Genomic DNA, 18,984 nt, shown 5'->3' on the forward strand with positions numbered 1-18,984 from the left:
AATCGCTGCATAACTAGTCCAACCTTCAAGCGGAAAGAGCAAATCAAAAGCAGAACAGCAGAAAATCTTAAGATTGGTTTTAAAATTTACTTGTCTTCAAATTTGCCTTCTCTCCTCCAACCATAAGGGTTAGTATCCGCAGTGGTAATTTGGGATTCTACTTTTCCTGTTTGTGGGTCTTCTGTAAAAAACATGGCAGAAGATTCCCATCTCAAAAGGTTTACCTCTGCTTTCAGTTTTTCTTCGTCCCCGTCAAAAAGCTTTTCCAGCAAGTCTTCCCTGCCTGCACATTGAATTTGCTTAGTCTTCCCGTTTTTATAATGAATCTGATATTCTCTCATAACCTCTTTTCTTAAAAAACTGCTCCTATCTTGTTTTGTTATGAAATAGGCAGAATCCGAGCATTGGGCAGGCTTTTAATTTTGGAAGACGCCGAGCTTTTTATATGCCTTTTGGATTATAGTCTGCATTTCTAGAAAGGAACCAAATGGATAATTTCTATAGACTAAAATTTAAATAATCAATTATGATTTATTAAATTAGTTTATCGGTTTTAGTCTAATAGGTTTATGGTCAGATTTTTAGTTGGACTTTTTATTTTTATCCTGTCGATATTTCAGGCAGAGACTCTGAAAGCTGCTAATCAAAGAGAGGGCTTCGAGAAGGATTTTCAAATTGTAAATCATCCTGAAGAATTTATTCCAGGATGGAGTGGAAACGAGTTGAGGGCAAGTTCATCCCGTATTTTTCAATCTAGCCAAGGCAGAAATGCTTCCAAGGCTTTGGCAGTTCAGCCAATCTCCACCTTTGATGGAAAAGTTTTTATCCGACTGAATCCAAATATGTATGAAAACCCGAAGATTCAATTTTGGGCAAGAGCAGTCAGAAATGGTTCTGGCACTCGTCCGGCGGTGGTTTTCTATTCATTCGAAAAAAGTCTGGAAAATGATCCTTCAAATTGGTTTCGATTAGGGTCAGAAAATGAATTTGCCAATGAAGATCAAGAATTCAGAAAATTTGAAATTCTACTTCCAGAAGAGTTGAGTGCCGAGCCCGAAATCTTTTTAAAACTGGAAATTCGATTTGGATCCGGGACTGGATCCTGTGCCCGTTTTTTGATGGATGATTTTGAATTCGGAGATATAGAAGAGGATTTGGAGGCACCTAAAATATTACGGGTAAGAGGGTATGATAATAAAACTATAGAACTCAGCTTTTCTGAAAAACTGGATCCTGTTTTTTCGCAAATTCAATTGAATTATCTAATGGGTGAGAAGGAACCAGAGTCAGCTATTCTTAGGCAAGATTCTTTGGTGTATTTAAGCTTCGAGGATGCTTTGGATCATAAGGGCTTATTTGATCTGAGAGTTCGGCAAATAGCTGATTTAGAAGGTAATTTTTTAGAAGATACGCTGGTCAATTTTACCTTCTTCGATCCTACCAATATTCCTTACAAGACTTTGGTCATCAACGAGCTGATGCCTGCGCCAAGAGATGGTAATGACCTTCCGAATGTAGAATATATAGAATTGCTCCACATCGGTGATTATCCTGTCAGAGTAGAAGGGGTTCAGATTTCTAATTCAAGGAATACCACTACACTGGGTAATTTTTGGTTAGAGCCAGATTCCTACACTATTCTTGCTCCAACCAACCAAGCCAATCAATTTTTGCCTTTTGGTTCGGTAATTCCAGTTTCTTCTTGGCCAACATTGCTCAACTCTGGTGATCGAGTTCAATTAAGTGACAGAAACGGAAAAGAAATTGACCAAGTTAGCTATACAACAGCTTCTTGGAAAGGCACTGAATTCAGTGGGGGAGGGTATAGTCTAGAGGTTGTAAATCCATTTTTGCGATGCGATCAAAGTTCTTTTCTTCTTTCCTCTAGATCATCCTTTCGGGGGACTCCTGGACAAGAAAATTCGGTTTTTGATTTAAGCCCAGATCTAGTTAAACCAGAGTTACTTGCATTTGAGTTTTTGAATGAACAGACCTTGGTTTTGACTTTCTCGGAACCCCTGCAAACCCTCTATTTTCCTAACTTTTTGAGTTTTCAAGAAATCATTGAAATAGACTCGGTTGGAATTAATAGCGATGAAGTGACATTGTTTTTTCAAAATCCATTTCCGGAAAATAATCCCGTCACTTTAAAAATTCATGGATTTCAAGATTGTAGTGGGAATGAATTGGAAGAAATTGAAATCATAATTATTCGTCCTTCAGAAGCTCAAATCGGAGATGTGATGATCAATGAAGTGCTATTCAACTCCCGGACAGGAAGTCCCAAATTTGTTGAGTTGATAAATGCTACAAATCGCTATTTGGAACTGAGAGATTGGAAGTTGGCCAATTTGGATGCTCAGGGAAAAGTAAATCAAGTAAGGGCAATCAGCGATAGGAGTCTGGTGATTCCGCCAAAGGCACAGCTAGCCATAAGTACAGATACGGTTCAGCTTAAGTTTGACTATCCTTTGTCCTCCATGGGCTTATTTCATCAAATAAATACTTTGCCTAGTTACCCGATCGCCGGTGGAACAGTAGTGTTGCTTGCTCCATCAGATGAGCTTGCAGAGAGCTTCCGGTACAGTGAGCGTTTACATCACCCCTTGCTTAGGGATACGAAGGGAGTTTCATTGGAAAGAATATCCTTGCAAACTCCTGCTTCAGTCATGGCTAATTGGCATTCTGCCTCCGGAACGATGGGCTATGCGACTCCAGGGATAAAGAACTCTCAATTAATAGAAGAGGAATTTTTGGGAAATATAATTCAAATTGATCCGGAAGTATTTGACCCGGAAGGAAGCAATGGAAACACCTTTACTTCCATCAGATATGAATTAAATGAGCCAGGCTGGGTGGGAACTTTTAGAATATATGATATGGCTGGTCGGATTGTTGCGATTTTGGCTCAGAATGAAATTTTGGGTACTTCTGGCCTGTATTCATGGACTGGTACCAATTCAAATGGAGGGCGAGTTCGGACTGGATATTATATCCTTGTAGCTGATTTATTTGATTTAAATGGGAATGTCCGGCAAATCAAAAAGACTATCATAATTGCTGAAAGACTCTAATTTTTTGTAAATGGTTTCTAAAAATGTTTAAAAATCAGTAATTTAGTTCTAATCATCCCCTCAAGCCCATGGAACCTGGAATCATCAATCAGGCCATACAAAAGCTTTGTATTGCCGAAGGAAAAGAAGTAAATGAGGTAATTCAATACCTCAAATTGAAGTATCGGATAGATATTGATCCATTAGTGCTTCAAAAACGAATCGATAAATTAATGAATAAAGGAAAAGCCGTTGCATAACGGCTTTTTTTATGGTCTCCTGATTTTTCGGGTCGTTTCATTATTTTTTCTATCCCATTATCCTAAAACTGTTTCGATAAAGTTGACTGATTCCAAATTGTATTTTTTGATGACCGGTTTCCTTTTATTTTTTGTAAATCCAAGTGCTCCATGTATTTTAGGGAACTTTTAAAGTTAATTATCGTCCCAGTACTATTACTTAATTTGAATACTATGAGTCAGGAAGAAAAAACAGCTTATTCTCAGGAAGAGCTGAAGGAGTTTGAAGAAATCATTCTTCAAAAGTTGGCAGTGGCTAAGGAAGAGCTTTCTTCTTTAAAAGAAAGCCTCAGTAAGAAAAATGACAGTGGAACCGATAACACAGCTTCGACATCCAAACTGTTAGAAGATGGTGCGGATACCTTGGAAAGAGAGAGCTTGAGCCAATTGGCAGCCCGTCAGCAGAAATTTATTATAAACTTGGAGAATGCCCTGATTAGAATCAAGAATGGTACTTATGGTGTATGCGTTGATACAGGCAAGCTAATTGCTAAAGAAAGGTTAAAGGCTGTGCCACACACTATGCATTCTATAGAAGCTAAACTGGCTAAAAAATAAGTCTTTGGATTTCCTTCATCGGCATATTGAGGCATTGATATTTTGCAGTCCTTCTCCTTTGGGGAAGGACGAAATTCATAAGTGCCTGAGTGAAATGTTTGAGGCAGATGTGCCTTTGGAGCATATTGATCAGGCATTGGCCGAACTCCAGGAAAAGTATAAGCAAGAGGACTTTTCTTTTGCTTTGGAAAAGCTTGGGGGTGGTTATCAGTTTTTAACCAAACCAGCTTACCAGACCTCCATTGCTATTTTACTGAAGCAGCAAAGTCAAAAAAGACTGTCCACGGCTCAAATGGAAACCCTTTCCATTATTGCTTACAAGCAACCAGTGACAAAGGGAGAAATTGAGCAGATTCGTGGTGTGAATTGCGATTATTCTGTTCAAAAACTTTTAGAAAAGGAGCTAGTAGAAATAAAGGGCAAATCTGATCAAATCGGACGCCCCTTGATCTATGGCACTTCGCCAAAGTTTATGGAATATTTTGGCATCAATTCCATTCAGGAACTACCACAACCCAAGGATTTTTCCCAGCCTGATAATCAAATAGGAGAAGAGAGGGAGTAGGGAAGGCTGAAATTTGAAGTGAGAAGGCTGAAAAGGGGCAGTAGGCGGTTTTCAGTAGGCAGTCTTCAGTTGGCAGTGAGCAGAAGCAGTCTTAAAAGGCTGAATTGTAAAGTGAGAAATCTGAAAAGTGGGCAGTTTTCAGTTGGCAGTAAGCAGAAGCAGTATTGAAAGTCTGAATTATAAAGTGAGAAATCTGGAAAGTAGGCAGTTTTCAGTAAGTATAGCATCACTGCGAACCCTTTTGGAAAGCTGAATTCAGAAATCTTAAAATAGATATGGAGTAGTAGGCAGTCAATTTTAGCTTTGGTCCATTAAGCTTCTACTGGACAAAACCTTTTAAGTGTCTTTTAGAATTTTTTTACAAAACCACATAGCCACAATAGTTTAGAGAGTAAGGATTCAATTTGATATAAGATCGGTAAGAAAGCCCAATAACAAATAAATAAGTAACTACATAGGTTTTAGAAGCTGCTTCGCTCCGCAAGCTGCACTCGCAGAGACGGCTCTATTCGTATCGCCGCTGCGCCTCCGCGAGAATTATAGTAAAACCAGGAAGGAAGCATAGAAAACATAACTTCTAAAAATTCTTTGCCCCTTCTGTCTTTTGTTGGAAACTATAAGAATTAACTATCAAATGGCTTCTCTGAAACTCTAGTTTACTCATATCTTAAGTTTCTACAAACAAAACGCCTCTCCGAGGCTTTCAGTGGCAAAGACCATTTAGAGCACCATAGGTGCGATCTTATTGTAGAGAGTAAAGTCATAAACTCTCCAGAGGACCAGCGGTGCGATTTGAATTTTGCTAGGATGGAGAGTCAAATAACCAATAACCATTAACTAAGTAACTATATAGGTTTTTGAGACTGCTTCGCTCCGCAAGCTGCGCTCGCAGTGACGGCTCAATACGTTGAGTCGATGCGCCTCCGCGAGAATTATAGTAAAACCAGGAAGGAAGCATAGAAAACATAACTTCTAAAAATTCTTTGCCCCTTCTGTCTTTTGTTGGAAACTATTAGAATTAACTATCAAATCGCTTCTCTGAAGCTCTAGATTACTCATATCTCAAGTTTCTACTAACAAAACGCCTCTCCGAGGCTTTCAGTGAGGGAGCCCTTTTAGAGCACCATAGGTGCGATCTGATTGTAGAAAATAAAGTCATTAACTCTCCAGAGCACCAGCGGTGCGATTTGAATTTTGCTAGGATGGAGAGTCTAATAACCATTAACTAAGTAACTATATAGGCTTTGAAACAAGCCTTCCCCTCTTTGCAACTTTGCGGGAGAAAAAAACTGCTAAGCCTCCGCGAGAAATTTTAAGATTCTTATATCGAACCTTACTCAATCACCTTTACTTTCGCCAAGTGCGTGATTAAATATTTTTTTCCGGTTTTAATCTCTTCACATAATACCCGGGTTCTTCGGGTTTCTCCTTTTTTGAAAACTCTTCCTTCCAATTCAAATGTAATCCCCAATTGAAGATCTGAAAGAAAAGAGTTTGTTTCCAGATCCTTTTGTAAGTCGTATTTGCTCATTTCTTTCATCAAGAACAAGTCTTGAGCAGAACTAGCCTTGGGAGCTCGCATGTGCCTTTGAAGAGGGATTAGCAGGTCCCTTGGAAATACATGCACTGAAAGTAAGGGGCTAATGAGTTTTTGAAAGGTTTGCTTCCACTCATGCCCATGCGGTGCGATTTCTATTCCAAAGTTTAAGAAGGTGTGAAGATGGGCTACTTCGTGAATAAAGGTGAGTAAGAACTGGTATGGGTTTAAGTCCCCGTTTATGGTAATGGTTTGAATACCTCTATCCCTTCTGTATCGGAAATCTCCTAATTTGGATTTTCGTGATTTCGAAACAGTAAAATTAAATGGCTTCTCTTCCCATAAACGCAGGCAGTAAGGGAGGCTGTTGGCAGGAATATGCTTGCTCAGGATTTGTCGGAGTTTTTCCGATGAATTCATTTCGAAAAGTAGCAAAAAAAAGAGTCCCGGTGAGGGGACTCTCGAATTTTTCGGAAGAAAGAAATTACTTAACTTCTTCTACTGTCTCTTCAACTACTACCTCCACAGAGTCAGTAGTTTCTTCAACTGCTTCAACAGTTTCTTCAGTAGTTTCTTCAACAGTTTCAACTACTTCAGTAGCTTCTTCAGAAACTTCTTTGTTGCCGCAAGATGCAGTTGCCATCAAGCCAGCGATTGCGAAAATTGCAAATACTTTTTTCATTTTTTGTGGTTTTCTTAATTCGATACAAATGTAGATTAAGTTTTTTCAATAATGCAAGAACCGCTCAAATATTTTTTATTTGTTTTTATAAATAATTTTTACCGGAACTCCCTCAAAATCAAAGTTCTCTCGCAACCTGTTCTCCAAATACCTCGTATAAGGGTTTTTGATGTATTGGGGGAGGTTACAGAAGAATGCAAAAACCGGATTTTTTGTAGGCAATTGAGTCACATATTTTATTTTTATGTACTTGCCTTTCCATGCCGGTGGCGGATAATGTTCAATTTCTGGAAGCAAAACATCGTTCAATTTGGAAGTTGGAATTCTACGGTTTTTGTTTTCGTAGACTTTAACAGCCAATTCTATCGCCTGAAAAATCCTTTGTTTCTCAGTAACTGAAGTGAAAATTATCGGGATCCACTTGTGTTCACCCAATCTTTCCATCATATCATCCTTGATCTTATTCATGGTCTTGTGGTCTTTTTCTAAAAGATCCCACTTATTGACCATGATCATGATGCCTTTGTTGTTTTTGATTGCTAAGGAGATCAAGTTAATATCCTGTGATTCTAGGCCTCTGGTAGCATCTATCATTACGATGACTACATCAGATTCTTCCAAAGTTCGCAAAGAGCGCATCACGGAGTAAAACTCCACATCCTCTTTTACTTTCGCTTTTTTACGGATACCTGCGGTGTCAGTAATGATAAAATCCTGACCAAATAATTTATAGCGCGTGTGGATAGCGTCTCGGGTTGTTCCGGCTTCGTTGGTTACGATGGATCTTTCCTTGCCTAAAAGGGCATTAAGGAAGCTGGATTTTCCCACATTGGGTCTTCCCAAAATAGAAATCTTTGGAATGCCTGCATCTGGATCCTCTTCTCCTTCATCCTCGAATTGCTCCACCACAAGGTCTAATAATTCTCCTGTTCCACTTCCGCTTACAGCGGCTATTGGGAAAATCTCGAAATCACTTAGCCCCAAAGCGTAAAACTCATTCGCCATTAAGGATTTTTCAAGATTATCTGCTTTGTTGGCTACAATGAAAATTGGCTTTTTGCTGGACCTCAGTTCATCGGCAAATTCCTTATCCAAATCAGTAAGACCATCATGGCAGTCAACAACAAAAAGAATGACGTCAGATTCTTCAACTGCCAGTTTTACCTGCTTGCGGATTTCTGCCTCGTAGATATCATCCGAACCAGTTACATATCCGCCAGTGTCTATGACAGAAAAGAATTTTCCGGACCATTGTGCATGGCCATAATGGCGATCTCGGGTCACCCCGCTCATGTTGTCTTCTATCGCTTTTCTTTCCTCTACCAGGCGGTTAAAAAGTGTGGATTTACCAACGTTTGGTCTTCCTACTATTGCTACTATGTTTGCCATATCAAGATGGGTCGTACCCAAATTTTTTCAGTTTTAATTTATTTTTTCTCCAGTCCTGCTCCACCTTCACAAAGGTTTCCAAATAGACTTTCTTTCCGAAAAATGCTTCCAATTCTTGGCGGGCTTCGATTCCAACCTTTTTGAGCATTTTTCCCTTATCTCCAATGATGATCCCTTTTTGGCTGTCCCGCTCCACATAGATATTTGCGCGCATGCGGATGATGGTTTCATCTTCTTTGAAATCCTCTATGCTGACTTCTGTACTATAGGGAACTTCCTTTTTATAATTGGTAAAGATCTTTTCACGAATAATCTCGGAGGCAAAGAACCGTTCAGGACGGTCTGAAAGTTCCTCTTTATCATAATATGCCGGATGTTCTGGAAGTCTGTCCAGGATTTCCTGCATAATTTTTTCAGTATTGAATTTTTCCTGAGCAGATATTGGGATTACCAATTCAGCCTTGATGAGTGAAGTCCAGTAGTTGGTTACTTCATCCAACTGTCCGGGTTTTGCGAGGTCAATTTTATTGATGACCAAAAGGACTGGAACTCCGGAATTATTGATTTTTTCGATGACATGCTCAATATCGGCGGCTGTTTCGAACAAATCTGTCACAAAAAGAATTATATCCGCATCTTCCAGAGAAATGTTGACAAAATTCATCATGTTTTTCTGGAGCTCGTACTGAGGTTTGAGCATACCTGGAGTATCAGAGAATACGATCTGATAGTCAGGAGCGTTGGTCAGTCCGACTATTCTATGTCTGGTAGTTTGAGCTTTGGAAGTAATGATGGAGACTCTTTCCCCCACCAGAATATTCATGAGGGTAGATTTGCCCACATTGGGTTTCCCGATGATATTGACGAATCCAGCCTGATGAGATTTTTGCGACATTTCACTAAATTTTTTACAAAGGTACTTGATTTTTAGACAATACTGAGGATTTCGGCCTTTCTACAAAATAAAATTTGGTAATTGCTTTTTGATTTTCAAATTGGAAGGAAAGGGTGTAAAGGCTTTGTTTAAGAGCACCTTAATGATGTTTTAAGAATTAGATTTAGGGTACTTCATCCAAAAAGATGCTGTTTGATCCAATATTTTTTCGCTTCAAGGTTTTGCATTTGAAAATTAAACGCATACTTTTGTATCACCATTTGCCACAAGGGCAATTCAAACACAGAAATAATAGCTATAAAAGCTTAAAAACATATCGCGGGATGGAGCAGTTTCCCGATATGGATCGGGACAGGGTTCGCTCGTCGGGCTCATATCCGCCACGGCGGACACAGGTTCAAGTCCTTAAGTTGAAATAGTTTATGAAAATATATCGCGGGATGGAGCAGTTTTCCGATATGGATCGGGACAGGGTTCGCTCGTCGGGCTCATATCCGCCACGGCGGACACAGGTTCAAGTCCTTAAGTTAAAATAGTTTATGAAAATATATCGCGGGATGGAGCAGTTGGTAGCTCGTCGGGCTCATAACCCGAAGGTCACAGGTTCGAGTCCTGTTCCCGCTACTTCTCAACTCCGAACAATGTCAAAATTGTTCGGAGTTTTTTGTTTTTCAAGCATTTAGAACTATTTCGAATCTATTTGATTCTGATAAATTCTAATGATTTTGTCCCCCTTTTTGTCCCCCAATTTGTCCCCCTTCTTGTCCGCCTTGATTTTTTTTGGTATTTTGAACCATGATAGATTTCAAAATTTCAGCGGTTTTGAATCCGAAAAGTAAAAAGTCACCAAATGGGGAAGCGATTTATTTGTGCATTAATCGAAAAGGAAGACACTACATTAATCTCAACCTTGAAAAGATTCCAAAAAATGCTTGGTCGGGAAAACCATTAAAATGGGTCAACAGCCAATACCTGTACGCGGATTTTCATAATCGTGTAATTGCAAGGGAAATTCATCATCTCAAAGAAATCATCCAGGATTATTATAAGCGGAGTGAGGTTCTTACTTCTGATAAACTGAAGAACATATATCTGGTAAAACACCAAGGCAAAAGAATAAAAGGTGTCAATGGGACAGTTGCTCCTGGGGCAAGTGATAAAATTGCTGCCTATATCGATTATTCACTCAATTTTGGAGCTTCCTCAAAAAAGGCAGAAGGAACGAGAAAAGTATACGTGACCTTAAAGAATTTGGTCGATAGCTATAAAAGCCAAGCTGTGATGGCCGATTTAGATGAGGCTTTTGTTTTGGGGTTTATTGATTTCTTGCGGAGTGATTCAACAGATATTAATTCCGACACCACGGTTGCCAAATATGTGGATCGTCTGAAGGTAATCTATCGGGAGTATTGTGACCAGTATGGGATTCTTTTTAAGAAACGAATTTTTGAAAGACTGGATGTCGAGTCAACCAAACGACCTGATAAAATCATTTACGTTAATGATAAGCAGTATGAACTGCTGTCTGAAATGAAATTTTCTCCTGAGGAGCGTAGGCTTGAAATCACAAGGGATCTTTTTCTTTTGCTGTGCAACACAGCATTGTACTATAATGATTTGATCGCAATCCGATCAGAAAATGGGTTTGATTGGAACTTGCTTAAAGAAAACCCTGAACACATGGTGCTTCAGGGGGAGAGAAAAAAGAACGGGGAAGAATTTTGGATCCCTCTCAATGATACCGCAAAACGTATCGTCAAAAAGTATTTTCAAGAAGGTGGAGATTACCTTTTTCCTGCAGGCGTGGCTATTTCAGAGCAAAAGTTTAATCAGAACCTGAAAGTCCTTGCAGAGAAGATTAAATTCCCTGATGTGCTATCCAATAAGGTAGGAAGAAAGACTTTCGGAACATGGACAGATCGACTGGGGATGGATGATAATGATATTAGAATGATATTTGGGCATTCGCCCGGCTCGGTTCTTAAGAAATATTATACCGAAAGAAGAACCGTGGAAACCTATAAGAGAATCCTTTCCTTCATTCAGCGATAAGTATGCAAAAGAAAACTAAACTGGCAATCAAACATTACCACGGGAAGGAACTTGAGAAGATTGGAAAATCATCTGCTAGCTTTCCTTTATATGTCATGGTAAGGTACAAGAATGCGAAAACCAAATTTGCATCAAGGTTGGGAATACGATTTGTGAATGAAAATGGTGGTGAGTCCTCTATCCTTGGCAAATTCAATAGAGATGTGATCAGTCTAATTGAAGACGAAGTAAAGCACATTGAACTGCTTAGAGACTATTTTGAGGATGTCTTGGCGGTTGAGTTTACGCCATCTATGGTGGTAAATGAGGTCTTCGAGAATACTGCCTTAGAGAAAGTCATTGATTATTTTGATCAAGTTTTTGAGGAAAAGGAATTGATAGAGATTCTTGCAGAAATTGATCAAGACTTGATTGATTTGTTAAATGCTGCCGGTCCTACCCGGTTTTTGTCAGGTTTAAAGCATCTTGATCTAGCACTTTTTCAGCGATGCATGGAAATTGAAGAAGTCAGACGGGTATTCGATTTTTTCAGGATTTATAAATCATTTAATTGGCCGGAGGTAAATAGGCTTCAATTTAGGATGGCGGTAATTGATGAGAATCAGAATATTGCAGGTTTAAAAAAATGGATGGATGATCGCTTTGATTCCGAAATGCTTCATTATTATCGACTCAATCCAATTGATTTGAATCATTGAAAAAAAAGGACACCAGTGACCGATTTTATTATTTTTCTCTATATTTGAGTAAATCAAACTCAAATCATTATGAATCAAGACACTTTTATTCCGTTTTCGGCTGTTAGCCAAAAATGGCTGGAAGAGAAATTCAAGAATCTGGAAGAGAAAATCTCAAGCATTAATCCGGCTAGTAAATCCGTAAAAGATGAATGGTTGTCGCTTCAGGAATTCATGGAGGCAACTGGCGTTAAATCTCATTACTCGATTTCAAAAATGGAATCCGTTTCCGAGTCCAAAGGGCAGGAGTTTCGCTCCATGTACCGAGGTAAAAGGCGATTTATTCACCAGAGAGAGGTGGATAGGTTTTTTCAGGGGGAGTTTGAGAACTAAAAAAGGAAAGGATGACCATCCTTTCCTTTTGTTGAAAATGCGCAATAGCAGTTCCTTGGTTTGCTTTTAACCTCTTCACAATTAAAAACATGATTCCAAGTTGAACATTCTTTTGATCAAAATCAACCTAGGTAAGGCGGTTTATTGAACTTTTACCACTCTGACTCTCCTCCCAGTTAGATCCTGATAACCATCCGGATCATTTCCAAAAGTTTACAAATCATTCAAAGTAGTATTTACCCCAAAATGCTAATCGAAACCTTATTGCCTAAAAAATATGACTTCAATAAATCATTATACAAAATCGAACGATTCCCGTTCCGGTGAATTCCTAATCATCAAATCCGCCAATGAATGGATGGATGAAGCCAAGTCCAAGCCTATTCCCAAAAAGATCTTTGGCCCGTTTTGGTATGAGGAAGAGCTATGCATTCTCTTCGCTGATACCAATCAAGGTAAGTCGTTGCTTGCCGTACAAATTATCGACAGTGTGTCCAAAGGAGTTCCAACCCTGGGATTGGAGATGGAACTGAAAGCATCTAAAGTCATCTACTTTGACCTGGAATTGACAGCCAAGCAATTTGAAATGAGATATGCTCAATACGATAAGGAAAGAGATATCCTTTTTGATCATTTCGAATTCAGTGACCTTTTCCTGAGAGCAGAAATCAATCCATATGGATTTGATGAGGCTTTTGAAGAGTATGAAAGCTTTCTTTTTAAAGAGATAGAGGTTCAAGCCTCCAAGTCCGGCGCTAAAATCCTCGTAATAGATAATCTGTCTTGTGTGATTTCAGATAATGAGAAGGCAAGGAATACCACTCCATTTTTAATAAGGCTCAACAATCTGAAAAAGATTCATGGGTGGTCGATTTTGCTCATTGCCCATACTCCAAAGAGGAACCTGTTTGCACCGATCAATAGAAACGATATCCAAGGCAGCAAGAGCTTTATTAATCTGATTGATTCTTGTTTCGCTGTAGGAGAAAGTCAAAAAGACCCTTCCATTAAATACTTGAAACAAATAAAAGTCAGGTATGGTGCTTTTAAATATCCCTCCGAAAATGTCCTGGTCTGTAAAATCGGCAAAGACTCAAATTTCAGTTCGTTTAGGTTTATCCAGTTTGGAAAAGAGTCCGATCATTTAAAGCAGTTGAATCCAGTCGATAAATCTCAAATGAAGACCAAGGCCTTGGATCTCAAAAATGAGGGCCATACCAATGTGAAGATAGCTCAGGAACTCGGAGTGTCAGAAGGAGCTGTGAGGAAATGGCTCAAGCAACTTGAGTTAGACGAGTAAGCTCAATCGTAAAAATCGAACTGTACGAGGGGTACGAGGTGTGCGAATCGTACGATTTCCACTTACCACTACCCCTCTTTTTCTTTTTGCAGGTAATCCGACAATTCACGACAAAAGGAAAGATAAGACTCCTTTAAATCAATAAGATGTATTATTTATGTATAGATGTATTTATATAAAAATGTAAATATTATGAACTACTCTGAAGTAAAACAAGCGGCTGCCAGAATCAAACAGGAATTCCCTGTGCTGGATTATTTCCATAGCCTGGTCAGATCAGGATTTCTGAAATTCGAAGGCATCCACGGGAAAGAATATTTTTTTGGTTTCCTGGAACAGCGGACTGGCTCGATTGCCGTAGATGACAAAGCGAATGTGTGGTATGATCATGCCGCAGGAAAGGGCGGAGACGTTATCGCAGCAGTCCAGGAATTTGAAAACAAAACCTTCTTCGAATCAGTGGAAAGCCTCTCTGGATCAGTTCCGGTAAGAAAATTTGTTCCTAGACAAAAACCTGAGATTGCCCAGAAAATAGTGGTGGAAAAGGTGGCTGAGATCAGCCATGATGCACTTATCCAATACATTCGAGGCAGGGGTATTGATCTTCAGGATATTGCTCCTTTCGGTAAAGAGGTGCATTGGCGGAATAAGGGAAAGCGATATTTCGCAGTGGGTTTTCCAAATGAATCGGGTGGATGGGTACTTCGATCCTCTATTTTTAAGGGGAACATTCTTGGAGGAGGTACTTCAATTCGAATCCTTGGGACTGTTAAAGGCATCAAAGTTTTTGAAGGCTGGTTTGACTTTCTGAGTTATCTGAAGCTTTCTAGAGCTACAGATTTCAAAGCCATTATTCTGAATAGTACTGCCAATCTCAGTTTTCGCTTAATTCTGGATGTTTTGGAAGAGTGTGAAGTAGTTGATCTCTATTTGGATAATGATGTTACGGGAGAGAAGTGTACAATTAATTTTATTAGAGTAGCCCAGCTATTCCGTTATTGCCTTCAAAAAGGATCACCTACCGATTGGGATTTGGAGGCATTGAGGGGGAGTAGGGACAAAATTGGAATTCTCCTTTCCAATATGAAAATCATTCCTTCAGAAGCGATGGAAATCTGGAAGATCCAAACGAATGTTTCTGATCAAAGATGTCACTTTTCTGGTTTTGAGGATGTTAATGCATTTTTGGTGGGTGGGGTTCACAAGTGACAATATTCGGTCTGGGGGTTAAAGTGGAATACTTTGGAGTCTCGTCAATACAAAAGCTAATTGGGATCAACTTCAAATGTTATATAAAGGTAAATCTGAAGTCAGGCCATCTGAAAGAAAAGTTGCAGTACCAGTTAGAATCATGAATACGCAATCCGTCCAGGCACTGGCAGATTTGGAGCAGAAATTAATTCTTAAAGCCTATAGCCCATCTACAGTAAAGAACTATTGATCATCATTAACTCAATTTTTATCTTTTTTTGAAAGTCGAAATATTAAGGATGTGACAAAGGAAGAAATAGAAGCCTTTGTCTATCATCAGATCACCAAATATAAAATTTCAGAAAGTGCGCAAAATACGTTGATAAACGCGATTAAGGCGTATTATGAACACGTGCTGGGTAGAGAACGGACTATTTATGATATCCAACGACCTAAGAAAAGCCTAACGCTGCCCAATGTACTCAGTCAGGAAGAGATCAAAGCAATCCTTTGCAGTGTGGAGAATATAAAGCACCGAGCTGTATTGATGCTTATTTACAGTGCTGGATTAAGAATAAGTGAAGCTATCAACCTTTCGTCGGAATATCTAAACCTAAGAAAACGAGATATTCATTCTGATGATGGTTACATTTTCATCAAGGGAGGAAAAGGAAAAAAAGATAGGAAAACTGTGCTTTCACCAATTCTGCTAGTAATGCTTAGAGAGTATTACAAAGCTTATAAGCCCAGTTATTGGCTATTTGAAGGGCAGGAAGGAGGTCAGTATTCAGCGACAAGCATTCAAGCCGTTTTTCGAAGAGCAATAAAGAATAGCAATTCAAACCCTTGGGCGACTGTACACACTTTGCGTCACAGTTTTGCAACTCATCTACTTCAAAAGGGGACAAATTTGCGTTATGTGCAAGCTCTCCTTGGTCATGAAAGTAGTAAGACCACTGAAATATATACGCATGTGCTATCGATATCAAATAAAAATATTCAAAGTCCACTTGATGGGATCGACGAAATCCTTAATTTGGTCACAGCAGATCCCTAAAGACCTGTGGACAATGGTGATATATAGGCAATAGGGAAGTGGTGATGCTGTAACCAAAAAGTATTATAGCTAATAATGAAAACTCATGGAAGGAAAACAAACAGCATTATTTGACGAGAGATTCCTCGAATCATTTACTGGTACTGGAATAGTGAGTGAACCAAAGATTGCTATAATAGAGCTAATTGCAAATTCTTGGGATGCAGGTGCCTCTAAAGTGGAAATCAAATGGCCTAACGAATCAGACAATTCTTTCTTCATCAGAGATAATGGACATGGGATGTCTGAATCCGAATTTGATAAACGTTTTAGAAAATTGGCATATAATAGGCAAAGAGATCAGGGTATTTATGCTGAAATACCTAGAGAAAACTCATTTATTTCAAAACGACTTGCTTTTGGAAAAAACGGCAAAGGACGATTTGCAGGGTTTTGTTTTGGTCCGTCTTTCTTTGTTAAAACATGGAAAAAGAATAATGAAGTTACTGTAAAAGTATTTAAAGGGAATGAAGGCGAAATATTCTTCCAGAAAATAGATAGTAAAGAAGGAGTAACTGGACATGGAACAATGGTTTATGCAGATAATGCCAAAATTCCCATAATCTCGGCTAATTTAATCAAAAGAGAGATTGGTATGAGATTCCTTACTGACCCAAATTTCGAAGTTGCAATTGATGGAGAAAAAATAACCTTTCTAGATATACCAGAGAAAAATATTAAGGAGTTTATTCTAACCGTGGAAGGTTTTGGAGAAGTTAAACTAATTGCAATCGATACTTTATCAACTGACAAAACTACCCATCAACATGGCATTGCATGGCATGTGAATGGGAGGTTAGTTGGTGAGTGTTCGTGGAAAGGAACTGGTATGGATCATCTTATTGACGGAAGACGTATAGAAGCCAAAAGATTTATCTTTATCGTTTTGGCAGATATTTTAAATTCCGAAAAAAACATACATCCGGATTGGTCTGGATTTAAATCAAATAGTGACGAATTTCAATCAGTAAATGAGGTTGTACTCAACAAGGTTAAAGATTTTGTTTTGGATATTTCTAAAGAAAAACGTAAAGAAACTTTTTATGACATCAAATCACAAAATAATCAAACTCTTAAAAGGATTGGGCTAATTGGTCAAACAAAATGGAATTCGTTTATAACTCAAGTGCAGGAGGAATGCCCATCAATTAATGAAACAGAACTTGCAAAGCTTGGGACAATCCTAGCCAATTTGGAGGAATCACAATCTCAATTCAGCCTTATACACGCTCTATATGAACTTGATCCAAATCAACTGGATAATCTCAATGAGATTCTAGAAGAATGGAATGTGGATCTTGCAAAAATAGTTTTGGATGAACTTCAATTTAGGCTAAAATTATTGGAGCAGTTAAAAATCAAAGTACTTTCAAAGGATACTGATGAGGTTCAGGAGTTGCAACCTTTATTCAAAAAGGGCCTATGGATTTTTGGACCCGAATACGAAACTATCGAATACACCTCAAATCAAGGAATGACATCAGTAATACAAAATTTATACGGAGGAATAGAGAAAGGCTCAAGAAAAAGACCAGATTTCGCAATTTTAAGTGACAGTACAGTAGGTCTCTACTCATATCCTAAATATGATGATGAAGGCGGTGAAATTGGCGTAGATAGACTTACGATAGTGGAATTAAAAAAGCCAGGTGTTCCCCTTAGTTCAGAGCAAAAAAGTCAAGCATGGGGATATGTGAAGGAGTTAACAAAAAAAGGATATGTCACTCCTGAAAATAAAATAACATGTTTCGTTCTCGGTTCGGAAATTGATCCACTTGAAGCTCAGGAAACGCATCAAGGGGGAACTAAAATAATTCCTTTACTTTACGATACTGTAGTAAAACGGGCTAACAGCCGATTACTAAATCTTTATGACAAAGTAAAAAATTCACCATTTCTCGAAAATGTAAGACTGGAAGAAGAGCTTAACGGTCAAATGAACTTATTAGAAAATTAATAGGCCATAACAATTTGTAGAAATTAGAGCCTTTCATTGCTACAGCACAACCAAAACTACGATTCTTACATTGACGTTATTTTTTAAATGAAAAGAGCAATAATACTTGGAGCAGGGGCTTCTAAAAGCTATAACAAATCTAAAACAGGTGTGAAAATGCCTGTTGCATTAGACTTTTTTGAAACCTTTAGAAAACTTGAAATTTCAGAAAATCCTTGGGTATTAATTGGACATTTAATTAACTATATATCTGATAGAGATAAAGTTGATGCACTCCAATTTTTGAATTTTTCTGAAGATATCGAATTACTGCATTCTGAAATTCAAAAAAAATTGTACAAGGCTTTACATCGTGGAAATATTTTTAGACACCCAGATGGTATTCAACAATTAAAGGCTTATAATGAATTGATATTTCTTTTTGTAAGTGTAATAAATGAAATTCAGAATGGTGATGAATCTTTAACTCATAAAAATTTAGCTAAACAACTTTCTACGAGAGACTCAATCATAACTTTTAATTGGGATACTTTGATGGACAGAGCTTTAATGAAAGAAACTGATTGGAATAGTGGAAATGGATATTTTGTACAGCCTTCTGCCGTTTTCAGGGATGATTGGATTTATAATGATGATCAATCTATTGAACGAAATTTCCCGAAGTTGTTAAAACTTCACGGTTCTAGTAATTGGATTACAAGTCATATTATACCTAGCAAAGAAGGCAAATTTGAATTAAGCCAGGAAACTAATGTAGAAGACTTCTATGTCTTCGAACGAGCAACTAAACCATATGCAACCTATGCTGGTAGATACATGTCTGGATATGAAGAGTTCTCATATGGCTATTATCCACCAAATCTTCCCTTGATAGGTAAACCTGCTCCTGAAGGTTATACAATAGTAAAAAGCAGAATTAAAAACCCTTTGATGCCTGAAGGAAAATCGAATGATAAAGGTTTGTATTCTATGCCATTAATAATTCCCCCGGTAAAAAATAAAGAATACGATTTATTTGGAACATTATTTACTCGAGTTTGGGCTGAAGCACAAAGAGAAATTGAAAACGCAGAGGAAATCTATATAATAGGATATTCATTTCCTGTAACTGATATTAGAACTGATCAATTGTTTAAATCGGCATTTCTCAAACGGAAAACATTTCCAAAGATTATTATCCATAATCCCAACCCGGATTTGATCTTTGAAAGATTCACATTTGATTATGGCATACCCTCATCTTACATCATCGTCAAAAAGGAATACTTTGATGAAACCTTTAAATTTGAATAAAAACTGTTCATTTAATAAAAAATAAATATGTGTATCCGTGAGTTTGC

At 38.2% G+C, this 18,984-nt stretch carries 17 protein-coding genes, 1 tRNA gene and 1 pseudogene; 14 read left to right on the forward strand and 5 right to left on the reverse strand.

What is annotated here, in order from left to right; translation table 11 throughout:
* Window positions 1–86: 86 nt before the first annotated feature.
* Window positions 87–341, reverse strand: coding sequence for a hypothetical protein (locus B2906_RS02365; protein ID WP_219957037.1), 255 nt, complete (start codon window positions 339–341; stop codon window positions 87–89).
* A gap of 228 nt (window positions 342–569) precedes the next feature.
* On the opposite strand from B2906_RS02365, the gene B2906_RS02370 reads away from it, so the two are divergent.
* The 4 genes from B2906_RS02370 (at window position 570) to scpB (ending at window position 4,475) form a co-directional block, all read left to right on the forward strand.
* Window positions 570–3,074: a lamin tail domain-containing protein gene (locus tag B2906_RS02370; protein ID WP_219957036.1), complete on the forward strand. Its 2,505-nt coding sequence runs from the start codon at window positions 570–572 to the stop codon at window positions 3,072–3,074.
* Window positions 3,075–3,142: 68 nt separating this feature from the next.
* Entirely contained in the window at window positions 3,143–3,313 is a 171-nt protein-coding gene (locus B2906_RS02375; RefSeq protein WP_175557866.1) for a hypothetical protein, read from the forward strand.
* A gap of 213 nt (window positions 3,314–3,526) precedes the next feature.
* On the forward strand, window positions 3,527–3,910 hold the full coding sequence (locus tag B2906_RS02380) for a TraR/DksA family transcriptional regulator (protein ID WP_091652554.1): 384 nt from the start codon (window positions 3,527–3,529) through the stop codon (window positions 3,908–3,910).
* A gap of 4 nt (window positions 3,911–3,914) precedes the next feature.
* Window positions 3,915–4,475, forward strand: coding sequence for an SMC-Scp complex subunit ScpB (scpB, locus tag B2906_RS02385; RefSeq protein WP_091652556.1), 561 nt, complete (start codon window positions 3,915–3,917; stop codon window positions 4,473–4,475).
* A gap of 1,333 nt (window positions 4,476–5,808) precedes the next feature.
* Here the strand turns inward: scpB and B2906_RS02390 are convergent.
* The 4 genes from B2906_RS02390 to era form a co-directional block, all read right to left on the reverse strand.
* Complete coding sequence (locus B2906_RS02390) at window positions 5,809–6,432, reverse strand: SprT-like domain-containing protein (protein WP_219957035.1); 624 nt, start codon at window positions 6,430–6,432, stop codon at window positions 5,809–5,811.
* Window positions 6,433–6,496: 64 nt separating this feature from the next.
* Window positions 6,497–6,694, reverse strand: a complete 198-nt coding sequence (locus B2906_RS02395) for a hypothetical protein (RefSeq protein ID WP_091652562.1) — start codon at window positions 6,692–6,694, stop codon at window positions 6,497–6,499.
* Between the two features lie 75 nt (window positions 6,695–6,769).
* Complete coding sequence (gene der / locus B2906_RS02400) at window positions 6,770–8,083, reverse strand: ribosome biogenesis GTPase Der (protein ID WP_091652565.1); 1,314 nt, start codon at window positions 8,081–8,083, stop codon at window positions 6,770–6,772.
* 1 nt (window position 8,084) lies between these two features.
* The gene (gene era / locus B2906_RS02405; RefSeq protein ID WP_091653042.1) at window positions 8,085–8,978 is read right to left on the reverse strand and encodes a GTPase Era; all 894 of its coding nucleotides are present in this window, start codon (window positions 8,976–8,978) and stop codon (window positions 8,085–8,087) included.
* Window positions 8,979–9,529: 551 nt separating this feature from the next.
* Here era and B2906_RS02410 point away from each other — a divergent pair.
* The 10 genes and pseudogenes from B2906_RS02410 (at window position 9,530) to B2906_RS02455 (ending at window position 18,937) form a co-directional block, all read left to right on the forward strand.
* A tRNA-Met gene (locus B2906_RS02410) sits at window positions 9,530–9,602 on the forward strand.
* Window positions 9,603–9,773: 171 nt separating this feature from the next.
* Complete coding sequence (locus tag B2906_RS02415; RefSeq protein WP_286935446.1) at window positions 9,774–11,030, forward strand: tyrosine-type recombinase/integrase; 1,257 nt, start codon at window positions 9,774–9,776, stop codon at window positions 11,028–11,030.
* A gap of 2 nt (window positions 11,031–11,032) precedes the next feature.
* Complete coding sequence (locus B2906_RS02420; RefSeq protein ID WP_286935448.1) at window positions 11,033–11,728, forward strand: hypothetical protein; 696 nt, start codon at window positions 11,033–11,035, stop codon at window positions 11,726–11,728.
* A gap of 69 nt (window positions 11,729–11,797) precedes the next feature.
* Window positions 11,798–12,100, forward strand: a complete 303-nt coding sequence (locus B2906_RS02425) for a hypothetical protein (protein ID WP_103923791.1) — start codon at window positions 11,798–11,800, stop codon at window positions 12,098–12,100.
* 277 nt (window positions 12,101–12,377) lie between these two features.
* The gene (locus tag B2906_RS02430; protein WP_103923792.1) at window positions 12,378–13,400 is read left to right on the forward strand and encodes an AAA family ATPase; all 1,023 of its coding nucleotides are present in this window, start codon (window positions 12,378–12,380) and stop codon (window positions 13,398–13,400) included.
* A gap of 192 nt (window positions 13,401–13,592) precedes the next feature.
* Window positions 13,593–14,609: a toprim domain-containing protein gene (locus B2906_RS02435; protein WP_160111208.1), complete on the forward strand. Its 1,017-nt coding sequence runs from the start codon at window positions 13,593–13,595 to the stop codon at window positions 14,607–14,609.
* 250 nt (window positions 14,610–14,859) lie between these two features.
* Window positions 14,860–15,006: pseudogene (locus B2906_RS02440) on the forward strand (phage integrase N-terminal SAM-like domain-containing protein); the annotation flags it as partial.
* Complete coding sequence (locus tag B2906_RS02445) at window positions 15,004–15,648, forward strand: tyrosine-type recombinase/integrase (RefSeq protein ID WP_255590697.1); 645 nt, start codon at window positions 15,004–15,006, stop codon at window positions 15,646–15,648. The pseudogene B2906_RS02440 and the gene B2906_RS02445, both read left to right, overlap by 3 nt.
* An 85-nt stretch (window positions 15,649–15,733) precedes the next feature.
* Window positions 15,734–17,644 carry an ATP-binding protein gene (locus B2906_RS02450; protein WP_103923795.1) on the forward strand — a complete coding sequence of 637 codons (1,911 nt, stop codon included), beginning with the start codon at window positions 15,734–15,736 and terminating at the stop codon, window positions 17,642–17,644.
* Window positions 17,645–17,731: 87 nt separating this feature from the next.
* Window positions 17,732–18,937, forward strand: coding sequence for an SIR2 family protein (locus B2906_RS02455; protein WP_103923796.1), 1,206 nt, complete (start codon window positions 17,732–17,734; stop codon window positions 18,935–18,937).
* Window positions 18,938–18,984: the final 47 nt, after the last annotated feature.

This window comes from Algoriphagus sp. UBA3586, from assembly GCF_002376385.1.
Lineage (GTDB): Bacteria > Bacteroidota > Bacteroidia > Cytophagales > Cyclobacteriaceae > Algoriphagus > Algoriphagus ornithinivorans.